Raw genomic sequence first — 18298 nt, forward strand, 5'->3', positions numbered from 1 at the left:
CAAAACAGACCTGTGAGACTGGGCGAATATTTGTTAACCGGAGTTTCTCCGGCTACCAGGCTCCAAAAGCGCTGTTTCGGGCACTGTAACCGGAGTTTCTCCGGCTACCAGGCTCCAAAAGCGCTATTTCGAGCACCGTAACCGGAGTTTCTCCGGCTACCAGGCTCCAAAAGTGTAGTTTCGGGCACTGTAACCGGAGTTTCTCCGGCTACAAGGCTACAAAAGTGTTGTTTCGGGTACCGTAACCGGAGTTTCTCCGGCTAGTCTGGAAGCCGAGGAGATTAGGCGGTGGTTTTATGGATATTCAACGATTTTTTTCCACAATCGACGCGCATATCGGCGGGGAACCGCTGCGGATCGTTACCGGCGGCATTCCCCCGGTATCCGGTTCGACGATGAAAGAGAAACTCGAATATTTTCAACGGCACTTCGATTCCGTACGCAAAATTTTGCTGCAGGAACCGCGCGGGCACCGCGGAATGCGGGCGGCCGTCATCACTTCGGCGGACAACGGCATATCCGGCTTCGGAATGATAATGATGGACAACGGAGGTTACCGTTTCCGCGGATTGAGCGCAATGTCGGCCGCCGCCGCCGCTCTGGAAACCGGTATTATCCCCATTCGCGGCGAACAAACAACCGCGGCGATCGATACGCCTTGGGGAACCGTGACGGTCACGGCAGCCTGCTGCGGAACGGAAGTGCAGTCCGTTCAATATGCCGAGCAGCCAGCATTCGTGCTGGAGGAACGGCGCATGAACGTTGCGTTGCATGAGCGGCCGGTGCAAGTTGCAGTTGCTTCATGCGGACGGCCGATTGCGGTCGTGGACTGCGGACAGCTTGCGTTAAAGCTCGAGATTGCGTCCATACCGGAGTTTAACAGGTTGGCGCGCAGCATTCTTGAACATTTGACAAAGCTTGTCGGCGCCGAATCGGTTGTATTCGCCGATTTGTCCGCTCCGCCCGGTTCCGCGGTCCGGTGTACAGCCGCCGATCGCAGCGGAAACGTCGCCCGGATGCCCGACACCGCGGAGTTAGGCTCGTGCATGGCGCTTCTCCGCCATAAGAGGGTGCCGCTTGGCGGAGAGAAGGTAATATTCGAAGGTATTTCCGGAGGAAGGCTGGCCGCCCTGGCGGACGAGGCGAGCCAAAGCGGCGGTAACCGGCCCGATGCGATCGTCCCTGTATTTACGGGGAGGGCGTTCATCACGGGAACGCACCAGTTTGTTCTGGATCCGACGGATCAGATCGGTGAAGGTTTCGTGCTGTCCTGACGGATGGCAATTAATGAGAAACAGGAGAGTGAAGTGAGCAATGGCAAGGTTTCCTGGTGTATATGTTGCGATCGTTACGCCTTTTACCGAACAGTATGAGGTGGATTACCAACGTCTTGCAGAGCATGTGGATTGGCTTATCGATCAAGGAGTTCACGGAATCATACCTTCGGGTTCCGTCGGGGAGTATGCCGCGTTGACGAGGGAAGAGCGGGCGAAAGTGATCGAGACGGCGATCGACGCCGCCGCCGGCAGAGTGCCCGTCGTCATCGGCTCGGCCGCTCCGTCGACGAAGCAAGTCGTCGAGTTGATCGGCTTCGCGAAAGAGAAAGGCGCATCCGGCGTTATGGCGCTGCCGCCGATCAATTACAAGCCGAAGGAAGAGGAAGTTATCGCTCATTATGAAGCGGTATCGAACGCCGGACTGCCGGTTATCGTATACAACAACCCGCACGATTACCCGGTGGATTTGAAGCCGGCGCTGCTCAACAAATTGGCGAAATTCGAAAATATCGTTGCGGTGAAAGAATTTAGCGGAGACGTGCGCCGGATCCATGACATTCTTAGAGAAACCGAGCTCGAAGTATTGGCGGGAGTCGACGATTTGGCGATGGAAGGCGCGCTTGTCGGCGCAACCGGATGGATCGGCGGCCTGACCAATGTGCTCCCTGGCGACAGTGTCCGAGTGTTTGAACTGGCGAGAGAGGGCAAAGTTGCGGAGGCGCTCGATATTTACCGGTACTTGCTCCCGCTGTTCCACTATGACGCCGGCCCTCAGCTGGTTCAGGCGATCAAGCTGTCGATGGAGTTCGCCGGCATTCCCGCCGGTCCGACAAGACCGCCGCGTCTGGCGCTGAACGAGCAGGAGCAGCAGGAAGTGCGGGCCGCATACGAATATGCGGTGAACCGGCCGCAGCGGGTAAAATCTTGATTGCCTAAATCGCGAGAAGGGAGTTGAGTGAACGATGATGCATTCGAGAAACTGGATCGGCGGCGAATGGACGACTCCGCAGGAGGGTGAAACCGCGGTTTCCAATCCTTCCGATATTAAAGAACAAGTCGGAGTGATCCATCTGTCCGGCGCGTCCGACGTGTTCCAAGCGGAGCAAGCGGCGAGAAACGCGTTCCCCGGCTGGTCCCGGTTGACGGGCGCGCAGCGAGGGGAGATTCTGCTGCGGATGGCGGCGGCGTTGGAAGCGGAACGGGACGGGCTCGCCGAGCTCGCTTCCCGTGAGATGGGCAAGCCGATCGCGGAGATGAAAGGCGAGGTGACCCGCGGCGTTAATCTGCTGAAATATTATGCGGCGGAAGGCGTCCGGGCGTTCGGGAACGTCATACCGTCCAACGAATCCCATGTGCTGCAATACACGAGGCGGGTTCCTCTCGGTGTGGTCGGAATCATTACCCCATGGAATTTCCCTGTGGCCATTCCGATTTGGAAACTAGCTCCGGCACTTATTTGCGGAAACACGGTCGTCTGGAAACCGGCGGAGTTCGCATGCTTGACCGCTACCCGCATCGCCGAAATTTTCGCGAAGACGGAGCTTCCTCCCGGGGTCGTCAACCTGATCATAGGCAAAGGAAGCAAAGTCGGGCAAGCGCTGCTCTCCGAATGCCGGATCGACGCCGTCAGTTTTACGGGATCGTCGGCGACGGGGGCGGGCGTCGCGGAAATATGCGCGAAACGCAATATCAAGTACCAGACGGAGATGGGCGGGAAGAACGCGGCCGTCGTGCTCGGCGACGCCGATCTGGAACGGGCAGTGCCGGCGATTGTGAGCGGGGCGTTCCGGTCAGCCGGGCAAAAATGCACCGCCACGAGCCGCATCATCGTCGAGCGCTCCGCTGCGCCCGCTTTCCGGGAAGCGCTCCGGAAGGCGATGAGCGGCATCCGTATCGCCCATGCGCTCGATCCGTCGGCATACTTGGGACCGGTCGCATCCGCAAGCCAGTACGAAACCGTGATGTCGTTCGTCGATTTGGCGCGCAAGGACGCGGAGACGGTTGCGGAGTGCGGCGGAGGCGGCGCTTCCATCGAACACGACGGCTATTATGTGACGCCGCTGGCCGTCAGCGGAGTCGGGGACGGACACCCGCTTGTGCAAGAAGAAATATTCGGACCCGTCGCCGTCGTGCTCGAGGCGGAGGACGTCTCGCACGCAATCGATTTATGCAACAAGACGGTGTATGGCCTTAGCGCATCCGTCTTTACGCAAAATTTATCGTCCGCTCTTCGTTTTCTCGACGAGGCGGAGGCCGGAATGGTCCGGGTCAATTTGGAAACGGCCGGCGTCGAATACCAAGCTCCGTTCGGCGGCATGAAACAGTCGAGCTCGCATACCCGGGAGCAGGGGCAGGCTGCGCTCGATTTCTACAGCGCGGTCAAAACATGCGCGATCAAATATGGCGGGTGATTAGCATGAGTGGGAGCGCGAACGCAGGCGGGAAAACAATAATGACGAAAGGCCGCTTCGATCTGAAGTTCAAAGACGGAGCGGCGACCGGTCTCAAATGTTTCAGAGATACGCACGATACGAACTATATTTGGCCGAACAAGCGTTTTGGGGACGTGTATGTAACTTATAGGAAGCCGGAGGGCGACTGGGAAAGGACCGATACGTTATCGTTAGCCGAACAAGGTCTGGCGACGGTTGACGGCGCATCGCAGAACCATTCAAAGTACGCCGCCAGCTATCCGCTGGGAGGTGCGGAACATCCCGACCTTACCGTCACCGTAACGTTTGAAGCCGACGATACAAGCATGCTTTACACAATCGGTATTTCGAATTGCAGCGGCGTACCGGTTGAAATCGGCGATCTGGCCGTACCGTTCCCGATGAACCACGCGTTCGAGTGGGGAACGAAGCCGACGGAGAGCGTGATCAGACACAGCTTCGTGTCGGGCTGCGGTTCGTTCATGTTTTGGATGCGGTGCAACGGCGCGGGTCCATATCTGACGATGACGCCGCAAGGCCGCTCCAAGCTTGAGTATTACGACATGTACGAAGCGGACAACGGCAAACCCGGAAGTCTGCAATACCGGGCGTATATTCATTCCGCCGCCCAAGCGGACGCCGCGAAACGGAAAGGCTGCAATTGGCGGCAGCCCGTCACGAGCATTACCTTGGCGCCTGTTGGAGAAGAAGGGGATACGGTTGCTTACCCGTTCAAATTTCAATGGGCGGCCGATTACGACGATGTTCGGAAAATCTTAGTTGATGAAGGGCTTATCGACGTGCAGGTCATCCCCGGCATGACGGTGCCGAACGACCAATCCGCCATGTTCTCGCTGCGGACGAAGCAGCCAATAGAAGCATTGATCCCCGAGTTTCCCGAACAAACGCAAATCTCTTATATAGGGAATAAGGGAGACAACCGCCATATCTACAAAGCGAGATTCGAGCGGCTCGGCGAAAATTCCATAACCGTAAAGTACGGCGGCGGCAAACATTTGATACTGGAATTTTTCTGTACCGAACCGATTGAGACGCTGATTAAAAAGAGAGCCGCTTTCATAACCAAACGACAGCACCGGGACCCGGCCAAGTGGTACGACGGACTGCTTGCGGAATGGAATATGGAGTCAAAGACGCTGCTCGGACCCGACAACTACGACAAGATCAAGGGCTGGAGAATTTACGCGGTGACGTGCGACGACCCCGGGCTGTCGAAACCGGCATTCCTGGCGGCCAAGAACGCGGAATTCCCGGATCAGAAGGAAGTCGAAGCACTCGACTATTACATAGAACGTTTCGTTTGGGGCGGCCTTCAAAGAACGGATGAAGAAGAGTACTCCTACGGCATATACGGCATACCGGATTGGAATGCGCTGCGCGAAAGCGAAGACGACGGCCGGCGGGGGAAGCTGCACATTTGGAGAATTTACGATTACCCGCACATTTTTCTTATGTATTGGAACATGTACAGGATCGGCAAAAATCATCCCGACGTGAGCATGTACTTGCCGAAAGAAGCGTATCTCGAACGCGCCTACAGAACGGCGCTGGCCATGTTTACGATACCGGTCGAGACGGCCGATTGGTCGGCTTACAAGACCGGACTGTACAACGAATTGGTGATTGAAGACATCGTTCGGGAAATGAAGGCGATCGGCTGGAAGGAGAAAGCGTTGAGGCTGGAGAGCCATTGGAACAAAAAAGTGCTTTCATTCGTGAAAGAAAACGCCGACGTGTTCGGCTCCGAGTATCCGTTCGACTCCACCGGCTTCGAAAGCACGCACGCGATCGCCAAATATGCACTGGAGCATTCGGTGAACGCCGTCGATGAAACGCCCAAAAGGCATGCCGACCCGGTCGTTGCTTACGGCGATGCGTTGAAGTTTATGGAAGCGCAAATGCAATCGAACATCGCATGCCGGGGCTGGCTCGAATCGGCGTATTATTTGTACGGCAGCGATTACCGCGCGAGCGGGAACGCGGCATACACGCTAAGCTACATGTCGCAGATGGGCGGCTGGGCGATCCTGGATTACGCTCTTCGCCACAGCAATGATCCCCATACATATCTCCGGTTAGGTTATGCGTCGCTGTTAAGCTCGTGGGCGCTTATGAACAGCGGCACTCCCGGGAGCGATTACGGTTACTGGTACCCTGGCAAAGAGAATGACGGCGGCGCGGGCGGAGGGTTCGAACCGGCGCCGTTCGGCACCACGTGGCTTGAACAAGAGCATCACAGAGGTTCATGGTATTACTCCTGCGAGATCGACCTCGGCTACTGCGGCGCATTGCGCGGAGCCGCCGCCGTTCTGGCCGACGACCCGGTTTTCGGGCTGTTCTGCTACGGGGGAGAATACGAGAAAGTTCCCGGCGGATATGAAGTGACGATGAAGGACGGGGTGCGGAGAAGGCTTTATGCGGTGATGGGCGGGCGGCGATTCGGCATGTTCATAGATACAGATCACATCTCTTCTTCGACACCGGTATTTTTTAACGATGATTTATCTGAATTTTCTTTCAAAATTGAAAGCTCCACAACATGCGGGCACACCTTACACTTGACCGTTTCGGGCTTGCTTGAGGGAATGTATGACATATGTACGGACGGTTTGAGAGTGTCGCTGTCGGGAGGTGAGAGCCGGCCGGTTGTTGTGCCGATTGCGGTGAATGCCCAAGAGGTGACGGTCAGCATCAAGAAGAGATAAATATACGGCGGCAAGTGGATCTGCGAAAAAAAAATCGGGAGGCATGTTTCTATGAAAAAATGGTTTGTTTTGCTCCTGGCGCTTGTCATGCTTATAAGCAGTTGCAGCAATTCCGCAGAGACCGGAACGGAGAAAGAGGACGCCGGGGAAGAGCCGGCCGAGATGGAGACGACCGGCGTGAACGAATACGGCTGGGACGTTCCGAAAGAGACGCTGAAGATTACTTTCTATGCCGGTTACGGCGACCAGGCGGAGGCCGACGAACTGGCGAAGCCTATGGCCGAGTTTTACAAAGAAAAGTTTAACGTCGAGATTAAGAAAACCGTCTACAGCGTCGAAATGGTCGAGAAACTGAACCTTATGCTGGCCAGCGGAGACTATCCGGAAGTGATCACCTTTATGGACGATGAACTGGCGGAGAAGTTCATCGCGCAAGGAAGGGCTGTCGACCTTACGGAGCTGATCGATAAATACGCTCCGAACGTGAAAGATAAACTCGGCAAGTATTTGAATCTGATGAAGACGGACGACGGGAAAATATATAAGCTGCCTGTCATGTGGGGCGAAAATCCGAACGTGGCCGGCTGGGATTTCGCCGTGCGTTACGATTGGTGGAAAGAGATCGGATCCCCTGTGTATCAGACCCCCGAAGAGTACTATCAGACGCTCAAGAAGATAATGGAGAAGCATCCGACCAACGCCGACGGCGAGAAGATTTATGCGTTGTCGGACAACACTCAAGGGTCCGGATTGTACGGCGCCATGCTCTCGGCATACGGATTCAAGAACGGTTACAAGGTCAATGAGAGCACCGGGGAGTTCACGCATTGGATGAATACGCCGGAGGGGCTCGAAATTGCGAGGTATATCAACCGGTTCTATCGCGAGGGAATGCTCGACCCCGATTTCCTGAACAACAAATTTGAAGACTGGCAAGCGAAAGTGATGAACGAAAGAATCATCGGAAACATCGGCACGTGGTGGCATGTGTGGGTCGCCGGACAAGAGGCGTGGTCGCAGCAGGAAGGAAGCAATTTCAATATTGAGAAACGTTTCATGAACGTAACGGTCAAGGATCCGAATGTGGACCAAGCGACGGATGTGTCCTCGAACTTCATCGGCAATTCCAGGGTCATCATAACCGATAAGGCGAAAAATCCGGAGCAAATCATGAAGTGGTTCAACTGGGAATTGAGCGGCATCGGCACCATGATCACCGGCTTCGGAAAGCCGGATCCGAACAACGTATGGGACATCAAAGACGGGCAATGGATCTTCAGTGAAAGCGCGAAAGATTACGCCAAGAAGAACGAGAACTTCCATGCGGTCAGGGAAAAATACGGCGCTCAAGCGTATTGGATGGTTGCGCCGGCCGGGTGGTTGAAAGACGAGCATCTCGATCCGAGCGTTACAAGAGTGAGCGTATGGGATATGTGGCCGGTCGACTCCGACGGAAAGTTCCTCGACAAGGGCGTGAATCTGAGTTGGGCGAACGTGCAGGGGAAAAGCTGGGATTCGACGCTTTATACGGTTTCGTTTAAAGCGGATAACCCGATTACGAACGTCAATCAGACGATTAAAGACACACTGCTTTCGGAATGGGCGAAGATGATTACAAGCGGCTCGGAAGCCGAGCTTGAGAAAAATTTTAATGCCGCGCAAAACAAGCTGAACGAGCTTGGGCTGCACGATCTTGAAAAGTTCGTAGCGGAATCTTATAAAGAAAATCTCGAAAAATTCAATATGGAATGATGGTTGCAGCTTGGGCGGTATTGTCGTCGACGATGTTGGCGATGCTGCCCAAGCACATCTTTTTTGCAGGGTGAAGGAGGCGAAACAGTGGACAGATTGATCAAAATCGGAAGACGTTTGCGCCGGGAGAAAGAGTTGTGGTTCATCAACTCGTTCGCCATTGTCTGGGTCCTCATCTTTGCGTATGCGCCTATGTACGGCATTATTTACAGTTTCTACGATTATTTCCCGGGAAAGAAGCTCAGCGAATCCAAATTTGTGGGTCTAAAATATTACATTGAGTTTTTTTCTCTCCCGGACGTTTGGCTTATTATCAGAAACACCTTGGTAATCAGCACGTTGGGGCTGACGATCGGTTTTGTCGCACCGATCATTCTGGCTCTATTAATTAATGAGATCCGCCATTCATTGTTCAAGAGGACGATACAGACCATTTCGTATCTCCCCCACTTCGTCTCATGGATTGTCGTTGCAAGCATCATTTTCACCATGCTCGGGAGCGAGGGGGTCGTTAACGACGCGCTGTTGAAAGCCGGAATTATTGATGTGCCGCTGCGCATTCTCGGGGAGGGTCATTATTTTTGGGGGCTGCTCACATTTTCTAATATTTGGAAGGGTATTGGATGGTCGTCCATCATATACATCGCCGCGATCGCCGGCGTCGACCAGCAGTTGTATCAAGCCGGCGCCGTCGACGGACTCGGAAGATTCGGAATGGTGTGGCATATTACGCTTCCCGGAATCAGGCCCACTATACTTCTGCTGTTCATTCTCGGAATCGGCTCTCTGCTTAACGCCGGCTTCGAGCAGCAATTACTTCTCGGTACGCCGAAGACGAGAGAGTACCACGAGGTCATCGATACATATGTGTACAGGTACGGGATACAGCTCGGCAGGTATTCGTTCGCGACGGCCGTCGGCTTCATGAGCTCCGTCCTCGGATTGATTCTTGTTTTGTTGACGAACAAGCTGTCGAAGAAGTTAACCGACACGTCCATCATCTGACGGAGAAGGAGGGGAACGGCTCATGCATGCTTCTTATGTGAAAAACAGCGTAGGCGGACGTATATTCGACTTTTTGAACGTTTTATTGATGCTGATATTGGCGTTTGTTATGTTATATCCTTTCTGGAACCAGCTCATCGTCTCGTTTAACGAGGGGATCGACACTTCCAAGGGCGGTTTATATTTTTGGCCGAGGGTGCTTACGTTTGACAATTACAAGTACATGTTCAATAACAGCGAATTGGGAAGAGGAGCGGTAATATCCGTCTTAAGGGTAGTGGTCGGAACGGCGACGACATTATTCTGTTCGGGGTTGCTTGCATATATCACGACTGTAAGGTGGTTTTCCGGAAGAAGATTCACAAGGATTTTGTTTTTAATCACATTGTATTTCAGCGGCGGCTTGGTGCCGACGTATTTGTTAATGAGCAAGCTGCACTTGATGGATACGTTCACGGTATATTGGCTTCCGGGACTTTTTAACGCTTACTACATGCTGCTGATCGCTTCTTACATGTATAACCTGCCCGATTCGTTGGCGGAGTCGGCGAGGATGGACGGGTGCGGCGAGCTTATGATTTATATTAAGATCATCGCGCCGTTGTGCACTCCGGTTTTTGCCGCGGTTGCCGTATTTAGCGCGGTAGGTCATTGGAATTCTTGGTTTGACGTCATTCTGTACAACTCGTCGGGGAAGTGGGATACGCTGCAGGTATACTTGCGGAAGATTCTTCTGGACGTCGAGCAGGTAGGCAAATTAACGAACGAGCAAAAGCAGATGGCGGAAATGAGGAAGCTTACCCCTTTGTCGATTAGAGCGGCCACCACTATGATCGTAACGATGCCTATTATTTTATCGTATCCGTTCTTTCAACGATTTATTATTAGCGGTATTACAATCGGCGCGGTAAAAGAGTGAATGCGGAGGGCGGCCGCCAAACGGATTGTATATTCCGGTCAATTTGATATACTCTTTTCATGATAAACTTGGCGTGAAAAGAGGATTGGATAAATGACGGATTCCGGCAGACCGCTTTACGGTATTATTTACGACGAATTGAAGAAGCGGATTGAAAACGGAGAGTATGCGGAAGAGCAGCAGCTTCCCACGGAAATCGAACTCGCTGAAATGTACGGGGTGAGCCGGATTACTTCGAAACGGGCGTTAATCGAGTTGGAGCGGGAAGGGTTGATATATCGCAAGAGAGGCAGCGGCAGCTTTGTGAAGAAGCTTGAAAGCCGCGCGGTGCCGGGAGGCAGAATCGTTTCGATGATTATGCCTTATGTCGCCGCCAACGGCTTGCTTGGATATATTCAGGGAGCGACAGACTATTTGGATACGAGAGGATATTATCTAACCATCCACTCCAGCAACTGGAGCAAGGATAAAGAGAAAGAGTTCCTGTTCAATCTTCCCCGCCGCGGAGTGTCGGGAATTCTCCTCTATCCGGTGAGCACACTGAAAAATCTCGACGCGGTTTACTCTTTGCATATGAACCAATTTCCGATCGTCACGATCGATCAATATTATGACAACGTCCCGGTGGGGAGCGTCGTTTCGAACAACTTTAACGGCGGCCGCGAGGCCGTATCCAAATTGATAGAGCTGGGGCATCGGCGCATCGCTTTCGTATCAAGCATCGGGCTGCAGTACCGGAGCTCGGTTCGTGACCGGTTTTACGGCTATTGCCAAGCGCTCAAGGATGCCGGCATTGCGATCGACATGGAGATCGTCGTTCATGATTTTCCGGAAACGTACGAGAGTGCGGGAAAGCATGAGTTCTTTCAAACGCTCATAGGGCAGCTGAAGGAGCGGGGCGTAACGGGCATTCAAGCGGAGCATGACCATCTGGCGGTGGATTTGCTGCGGGCGGCGCTTGAGCGGAATGTGAAAGTGCCGGACGAACTGTCGATCACAGGGTTTGACAATCATGAGATTTCTTCAACTGTGGAAATGCCGGTGTCGACGGTCAATCAGAACTTCTACGAAATCGGCAGGAGAGCGGCGGAGATGATCGTCGACCGGATCGAACGGGGGCTGCCGCAGCAGCAGGAGAAAGTGGAGGTCGACGTCGAGTGGATCGGGCGGCAGACGACCGGACCGGTTGCCGGAGACGCGCAGCAGCCGCAATAAAGCGGGTAGCAGGTGCTGCAGTGGAAGTTAATATTACCGTTTCAGCCTCATCCGGCGGATAGGATCGTTACAGCGGAAATCTTAGTTCCGCTGTTTTTTTGCGGTAAAAATATGATTATGATATACCAAATAAACAATTTACTTGATAGATGTCATAACATTATATTTACAATTCAGCCCAACATGAATATAATGGAAACAAAATTACCTGGTTATGATATATCTAATTTTCCGAGAAGCTGTGCCTCATGCTTTCAATGTGCGAACAAAATTTTCTGAATTGTTAGATAGGTTGACGGTTACAGGAACAATTGCAGAAGGGGATGATGACCATGAGCACGAGTCCGGATACGGCGATTGACGCGAAACCGGTCGGAACAAAAATCAAAAGAAAAAATCAATCGAAGAAGGTTCTTCAGAACTGGCAACTGTACATATTCGTTGCGCCGGCATTCCTATATTTTTTTATTTTTCACTATATTCCGATGTACGGGATACAGATAGCGTTTAAAGACTTCGCTCCAACGTTGGGTATTTGGAGAAGCGAATGGGTCGGGTTCGAGCATTTCATTCGCTTTTTTAATTCCTATTATTTTTGGGATTTAATTCGAAATACGTTAGGGATCAGCGTTTATGAGCTTATCGTGGGGTTTCCGTTGCCGGTCATTTTAGCCCTCCTGTTGAACGAAGCGAAAGACGGGATGTTTAAGCGAACCGTGCAAACGGTGACATACGCGCCGCACTTTATATCCGTAGTCGTGATGGCGGGCATGATCATTGCGTTTTTATCCCCTTCAACCGGCATCATTAACCATTTGCTTCAATTTTTCGGCTTCGAATCTATCGCTTTTTTGAGCGAACCGGCCTGGTTTAAAACCGTCTATGTGCTATCAGGCGTATGGCAAAATACCGGCTGGGGAACGATCATTTATTTGGCTGCATTATCCGGAGTTGACCCGCAGCAGCACGAGGCTGCGATCGTTGACGGCGCGTCCCGCTTGCAGCGGATCCGGTACATTAACTTTCCAACGATTTTGCCGACAATGGTCATTCTATTAATTCTAAATGTAGGAAATATTATGGCGCTTGGATTCGAGAAAATATTGCTTCTGCAAAATCCGTTAAACCTCGAATCTTCGAACGTGATCGCAACGTTCGTGTATGAAGCCGGTTTATTGGATGCACAGTACAGCTTCGCTGCAGCCGTCGGGTTATTTAACGCAGTTATAAATGTGATTTTACTGGTTAGTGTAAATAAAATTGCAAGGAGAACGAGCGAAACCAGCTTGTGGTAAGGAGGCGACCGGCTTGATGAATCCGGCAATGAAAGAATCGGCAACGGACAGAGTGTTTATTGTTTTTGTATATGTTTGCCTTGCCGTTGCACTAATCGTTGTTTTATATCCGCTAATTTACATTATTAGCGCATCTATTAGCAGCCCTTCGACGGTAAATTCCGGAGAGATGTGGCTGTTGCCGAAAGATATCACTTTTGACGGTTACAGACTGATTTTGGACAACAGCGACATTTGGCGGGGATACACGAACACGTTCTACTATACCGTGTTAGGTACATTCGTTAACTTAGCCGTAACGATTCCGGCGGCATATGCACTGGCAAGGAAAGATTTTTACGGAAGAAATATGTTCACCGGAATGTTCGTGCTGACCATGTTTTTTAGCGGCGGTTTAATCCCCACTTATTTAGTTGTGCGAAACTTGGGATTGATTGATACGGTTTGGGCAATGGTGCTTCCGAATGCGGCTGCGGTATGGAACATTATTGTTTCACGGGTGTTTTTTCAGACTTCGATACCGAAGGAATTGGAGGAAGCGGCGATTATCGACGGCGCTTCCAATTTCAGATTATTTTTTCTGATTATTTTGCCTTTATCGGCGCCCATCGTTGCCGTCATGGCATTGTTTTACGGAGTGGGGCACTGGAACGGATATTTTAACGCCCTGATCTATTTATCCGAAAGCAAGAGTTATCCGCTTCAGCTTGTATTAAGGGAAATTCTCGTATTACAGGAGATGTCATCCCAAAATACGAATATTACGAGCGCTGAAGCGCTGCATTCCAAACAGCAGCTTGCGGCCATTATTAAATACGGAGTGATGATCGTCTCATCCTTGCCGGTCATTATCGTTTACCCGTTTCTGCAGCGCTTTTTCGTCAAAGGGGTATTGATCGGATCTTTGAAAGGTTAAAAACGGAAATTGCTGACAGGGGGTGATCACAGTTAATCCCGGTAAGAAGCTATCATTTTGAAGAAATATTCAATAGAAGGGAGTTTATTCAGAATGAAAAGAAAGCTGTTCATCACCAAAACCGTTCTTATTACTTCGTTGTTATTAGCGGCTTGCAGCGACACCCAACCGAGTAACGAACAATCTTCTTCTTCTTCATCTTCTTCCGCCGAAGTAAATAAGGAAGGGTTTCCGATTGTCAATGAGGAGATTACACTTACCATGATTGCGCCCGGAACAGGCATGGCCGAATGGGGGGACATGCCCACATTACAAGAGTACTCCAAAAAAACAAATATAAATTTCGAGTATGAAACGCCGCCATTAAGCGAATTCCAGACGAAGCTGAACTTGGCTTTTGCCAGCGGAGATATTGCCGACATCATTTACGCCGCAGGCACGTCCAATTTGACGCCGGGCATGGAAGTCGATTATGGGGAGCAAGGCGTACTCATCCCGCTGGAAAATTTAATCGATGAGTATGCGCCGAATATTAAAAAATGGTTCGAGGAAAGGCCCGAGATCAAGCGATCGGTAACGACGATGGACGGTCACATTTATTCCTTGCCCTCCATTAATATACATCCCACTTCGCCCTGGTATCGCGGACCGATGTGGTATAACGGGAGTTGGCTGAAAGCGCTGGGGGTCGAACAGTTGCCAAAAACGACGGATGAATTGTATGATCTGCTCGTTCGCTTTAAAACCGAAGATCCGAACGGAAACGGCAAAGCGGATGAAATTCCGCTCATCGATTCGGGAGGATTGGACAGTATACGTCCGTGGCTGCTTGGCGCATTCGGTTTAAAAGAGTGGGGAATCGATGAACTTGACGGAAAGGTTCGCTACACACCGATTACTGAAAACTATAAAGAATACTTGACGTACATGAACAAGCTGTACCAAGAAGGACTGTTGGATCGGGAAACGTTCTCGCAATCCGGCGAGCAGAAGAAAGCAAAAGGTCAAGAAAATCGATTGGGGCTGTTCCCGGACTGGTATTCATTCTTTACGACAGGACAAAAAGAAGAAGAATCGATGATCAATCCGATGTTCCATCCGCTGACAAGTCCGGTGAACGATAAGCCGTTGTTCCCGCGCAGCACGGGCATTTCGAGGGGGACATTTTCCATTACGAGCAACAACGAGCATCCCGAAGCATCCATAATGTGGGTCGATTATTTCTACTCGCAAGAAGGATGGGAATATTTGAACGAAGGTCCGGAAGGATACATGTGGGAAAAGGGAGCAAACGGAGAGCGCGTCTATTTGGACACACCCGAAGGTTACGACAGTTCCGAAGACTACCGCGGAACGATCACACCTGCATACGGTATTGCGGCGCCGACCGTCACTGCCCGAATGGAAGGAAAGGAAGTTTCCGCATTCGACCAATTCATCGAGAAGGAAACAAAGGAAAAAATCGAACCGTACGCGGAAGTGCCCTACCCTCTTGTATACTTGACTGACGAAGAACAGGATACCGTAAACACGATTGCGCCCGATCTCCAATCCTACGTAAAACAGATGGAAGCGAAATTCATTACGGGAGTAGAACCGTTATCAAACTGGGATCAATATGTAAAAACGATCGAGGGTATGAATGTTCAACAATATATTGACATTTACCAAGCAGCTTACGATCGTTGGGCGGAAGGTTAAACCTGATAACAGAGCCCTTGAGCAGGCCGGAGGATGCATCCATGCGCGGTAAGTCAGCACATATCATATCTCATACGCACTGGGATCGGGAATGGTATCTTCCGTTCGAGAAGCACCGTTTCCGGCTCGTGAAATTAATGGACGATTTACTGGATATATTGGACGACGATCCCGGTTTCCGGTCATTCCACCTCGACGGGCAGACGATCATCTTGGAAGATTACTTGGAAGTGCGGCCCGGCCGGCGGGAGACGCTGGAGAAGCATATTCGGGACGGACGCATCCATATCGGCCCATGGTACGTGCTGCAGGATGAATTTTTGACAAGCAGCGAGGCCAACGTCAGAAATTTGTTGTACGGGCATAAAGATGCAGCCGCGTTCGGAAGAGTATCCAAACTGGGATATTTCCCGGATTCGTTCGGAAATATGGGGCAAGCCGCGCAAATTTTAAGGCAGGCCGATATCGGGACGGCGGTGTTCGGGAGAGGCGTGACGCCGACGGGATTCAACAACTCGGTAGAGCATAGCGTAAATTACGAATCTCCGTATTCCGAGATGCTCTGGCAGTCGCCCGACGGTTCGCAAGTGTTGGGCATTCTGTTCGCCAATTGGTACAGCAACGGAAACGAGGTTCCCGTTCGAGAAGCGGAGGCGAAAGCGTACTGGCAAGAGCGGTTGGCCGCGGCGGAGCAATTCGCCTCGACGCCGCACCTGCTGTTCATGAACGGCTGCGACCATCAGCCCGTCCAGAAGGACTTACCTCAAGCGTTGGCTGAAGCTGCGCGGTTGTTTCCGGAAGTAAGCTTCGTGCATTCGAGTTTTGACGAGTACATTGCCTCGGTTAACGAGCATCTGCCCCGGCAGCTGCAGATCGTGAAGGGAGAGCTGAGAAGCCAGCGTACGCACGGATGGGGGACGCTCGTCAATACGGCATCCTCCCGGGTGTACTTGAAGCAGGCGAACGAGCGGGGGCAGACGCTGCTGGAGAAAGTCGCCGAGCCGCTTGCCGCGTTCGCATATTTGTCCGGCAAAGAGTTCCCGCACCATTGGTTCGAATATGGTTGGAAGACGTTGATGAAAAATCATCCGCACGACAGCATTTGCGGCTGCAGCGTGGATGAAGTTCACCGGGAGATGATGATCCGCTTCGAGAAAAGCCGGCAAGTGGCGGAATCGATCGCGGAGCAAAGCGTTGAACATATGGAAAAGTTGATCGATACTTCGGTGTTTGAGCGGTATGGGGAGTCCAGTTTGCCGTTGGTCGTCTGGAATACGACCGGATGGCGGCGAAGCGGCGTTGTCCGGGTTAGGTTGGATGTGGAGCGGGTCTATTTCCGGGATGGAATCGGATTTGACGAGATGCGGCGGCGCATCAAGCATCTGTCCCTCGGCCCGCGCCGGTTGGTGGACGTCCGCGGAAACGCCGTGCCTTGCACGGTGAAAGATCTCGGTATCCGGTTCGGTTACGATCTGCCGGACGACAAGTTTCGCCAGCCGTATTTCGCAAGAGCGGTCGAGCTTGAATTCGAAGCGGTCGACGTTCCGGCACTCGGGCATACCGCCTATGCATGGGTGGAGGCGGCGGAGAGCGGGGAAGCCGAGGAGATCGGCGGGCTGCTCACTGCGGAACGGACGATGGAGAACGAACATATTCGGGTACACATCGCCGACAACGGAACGCTGGAAGTGACGGAAAAGTACGGCGGATATACGTTCACGGGGCTTGGAGTGTATGAAAATACCGGCGATGTCGGCAACGAATACATGTACAAGCAGCCGGCCGGCGACGAACCGATTACAACGCAGTTTCAATCCGCGGACATACGGCTGATCGAGAACACGCCGTACCGCGCCTCGTTCGAAACGGTTCACGTCCTGAATGTGCCGGAACAGGCGGATGAGCTGCTTGAGCGGGAGAGAGACGAGCTTGTTTGGTTCACGCAGCGGAAGTCGCGCCGATCTAAGAACATCGTCCCGGTGAAGGTAGTGACGAGAATTACACTGGATCGGCACGCGCAAGGTGTGCGTATTACTACTTCTTTCGAGAATACGGCGAAAGATCACAGATTGCGGGTGCTGTTCCCTACCGGGTTGAACGGTTCGACGCACTTCGCCGATTCCGTCTTTGAAATCGCGGAGCGGGACAACGAACCTGCGCCCGAGTGGAAAAATCCGAGCAATTGCCATCATCAACATGCGTTTGTGAGTCTATACGACGGCCGGGCCGGATTAACGATCGCCAATAAGGGCTTGAACGAATACGAGATTGTGCGCGACGGCCGCAACACGATTGCCGTTACGCTGCTCAGAGCCGTCGGCGAGCTGGGCGATTGGGGCGTATTTCCGACACCCGAAGCGCAGTGTCAAGGACCGCACACGCTGGAATACATGGTCATTCCGCATGGCGGCGGCGACCCGAAACGGTCGCAAGTATATGCGCAAGCGTACCAATTCCAAGTCCCATGGACGGCGGTGCAGTCGGGGGTTCATGGGGGAACCGTGCCGGCCGAGCATTCTTGGCTGCAGTGGAGCGGGGAAACGTTGGCATGGTCCGCCTTCAAGGTTTCGGAGCAAACTGGCGATCTCATTGCACGGTGGTTTAATACGGGGGCGGAAGATGAGGTTTTGGAGGTACGGCCGCAATTCCCATGCAAGACGGTTTACGCGAGCGATGTTCTCGAGAGAAGGAAGGGGACGGCGGATTCCGCGGTTCCGGCGGTTACCGGAGGTGGAAACATTGTCCGGCTTCCCGTGAGAGGCTTCGAGATCGTGACGTTAAGCATGGAGATGGATGCGCAACGGTGACTTTTTACCGTTGCGTCCCCCTCATTGCAACGGAAAATTTCGTCGCTGGAAATGCGATTCCGTTTCTTTTCATTATCTACAGAGGCAAAAATGTGATGCTCAGTGGTTACAGCGGTAATCTTTTTCCGTTACAACATTGATCTGCTGGGTTGTCTCAGGAAGCGGAAGTTATTTTCCGCTGCAGCTTGGAAAGCATCATTAATCGGGGGGAAAGAACGGTCGCAGCGGAAAAATTTTTCCTTTGCAAATAGTG

General features: G+C 52.3%; 12 protein-coding genes. All 12 read left to right on the forward strand.

Annotated features, from left to right (window positions below; genetic code table 11):
• Positions 1-296 precede the first annotated feature (296 nt).
• The 12 genes from JET16_RS11345 (at position 297) to JET16_RS11400 (ending at position 18045) form a co-directional block, all read left to right on the forward strand.
• On the forward strand, positions 297-1274 hold the full coding sequence (locus JET16_RS11345; protein ID WP_199615971.1) for a proline racemase family protein: 978 nt from the start codon (positions 297-299) through the stop codon (positions 1272-1274).
• Positions 1275-1314: 40 nt separating this feature from the next.
• Positions 1315-2205, forward strand: a complete 891-nt coding sequence (locus JET16_RS11350) for a dihydrodipicolinate synthase family protein (RefSeq protein WP_199615973.1) — start codon at positions 1315-1317, stop codon at positions 2203-2205.
• Positions 2206-2242: 37 nt separating this feature from the next.
• A complete protein-coding gene (locus JET16_RS11355) occupies positions 2243-3688 on the forward strand; it encodes an aldehyde dehydrogenase family protein (protein ID WP_199616057.1) in 1446 nt (481 codons plus the stop codon).
• Positions 3689-3693: 5 nt separating this feature from the next.
• Positions 3694-6435 carry a DUF5695 domain-containing protein gene (locus JET16_RS11360; protein ID WP_199615975.1) on the forward strand — a complete coding sequence of 914 codons (2742 nt, stop codon included), beginning with the start codon at positions 3694-3696 and terminating at the stop codon, positions 6433-6435.
• Between the two features lie 51 nt (positions 6436-6486).
• Positions 6487-8187 (forward strand): extracellular solute-binding protein, encoded by a 1701-nt coding sequence (locus JET16_RS11365; RefSeq protein WP_199615977.1) that lies wholly within the window; start codon positions 6487-6489, stop codon positions 8185-8187.
• 87 nt (positions 8188-8274) lie between these two features.
• Positions 8275-9192, forward strand: coding sequence for an ABC transporter permease (locus JET16_RS11370; protein WP_325176671.1), 918 nt, complete (start codon positions 8275-8277; stop codon positions 9190-9192).
• Positions 9193-9214: 22 nt separating this feature from the next.
• A complete protein-coding gene (locus JET16_RS11375; protein WP_199615979.1) occupies positions 9215-10111 on the forward strand; it encodes a carbohydrate ABC transporter permease in 897 nt (298 codons plus the stop codon).
• A gap of 93 nt (positions 10112-10204) precedes the next feature.
• On the forward strand, positions 10205-11326 hold the full coding sequence (locus tag JET16_RS11380) for a GntR family transcriptional regulator (RefSeq protein WP_199615981.1): 1122 nt from the start codon (positions 10205-10207) through the stop codon (positions 11324-11326).
• 332 nt (positions 11327-11658) lie between these two features.
• On the forward strand, positions 11659-12621 hold the full coding sequence (locus JET16_RS11385) for an ABC transporter permease (protein WP_199615983.1): 963 nt from the start codon (positions 11659-11661) through the stop codon (positions 12619-12621).
• A gap of 16 nt (positions 12622-12637) precedes the next feature.
• Positions 12638-13537: a carbohydrate ABC transporter permease gene (locus tag JET16_RS11390; protein WP_199616060.1), complete on the forward strand. Its 900-nt coding sequence runs from the start codon at positions 12638-12640 to the stop codon at positions 13535-13537.
• Between the two features lie 93 nt (positions 13538-13630).
• Complete coding sequence (locus JET16_RS11395; protein ID WP_199615985.1) at positions 13631-15238, forward strand: extracellular solute-binding protein; 1608 nt, start codon at positions 13631-13633, stop codon at positions 15236-15238.
• A gap of 41 nt (positions 15239-15279) precedes the next feature.
• Complete coding sequence (locus JET16_RS11400) at positions 15280-18045, forward strand: alpha-mannosidase (RefSeq protein ID WP_199615987.1); 2766 nt, start codon at positions 15280-15282, stop codon at positions 18043-18045.
• Positions 18046-18298: the final 253 nt, after the last annotated feature.

It is taken from the genome of Paenibacillus alkalitolerans, assembly GCF_016482785.1.
Classification (GTDB): Bacteria; Bacillota; Bacilli; order Paenibacillales; family YIM-B00363; genus Paenibacillus_AE; species Paenibacillus_AE alkalitolerans.

Coding starts and splice junctions, on each gene's coding strand:
- JET16_RS11345 (WP_199615971.1), top strand. CDS start 297: ATGGATATTCAACGATTTTTTTCCACAATCGACGCGCATATCGGCGGG.
- JET16_RS11350 (WP_199615973.1), top strand. CDS start 1,315: ATGGCAAGGTTTCCTGGTGTATATGTTGCGATCGTTACGCCTTTTACC.
- JET16_RS11355 (WP_199616057.1), top strand. CDS start 2,243: ATGCATTCGAGAAACTGGATCGGCGGCGAATGGACGACTCCGCAGGAG.
- JET16_RS11360 (WP_199615975.1), top strand. CDS start 3,694: ATGAGTGGGAGCGCGAACGCAGGCGGGAAAACAATAATGACGAAAGGC.
- JET16_RS11365 (WP_199615977.1), top strand. CDS start 6,487: ATGAAAAAATGGTTTGTTTTGCTCCTGGCGCTTGTCATGCTTATAAGC.
- JET16_RS11375 (WP_199615979.1), top strand. CDS start 9,215: ATGCATGCTTCTTATGTGAAAAACAGCGTAGGCGGACGTATATTCGAC.
- JET16_RS11380 (WP_199615981.1), top strand. CDS start 10,205: ATGACGGATTCCGGCAGACCGCTTTACGGTATTATTTACGACGAATTG.
- JET16_RS11385 (WP_199615983.1), top strand. CDS start 11,659: ATGAGCACGAGTCCGGATACGGCGATTGACGCGAAACCGGTCGGAACA.
- JET16_RS11390 (WP_199616060.1), top strand. CDS start 12,638: ATGAATCCGGCAATGAAAGAATCGGCAACGGACAGAGTGTTTATTGTT.
- JET16_RS11395 (WP_199615985.1), top strand. CDS start 13,631: ATGAAAAGAAAGCTGTTCATCACCAAAACCGTTCTTATTACTTCGTTG.
- JET16_RS11400 (WP_199615987.1), top strand. CDS start 15,280: ATGCGCGGTAAGTCAGCACATATCATATCTCATACGCACTGGGATCGG.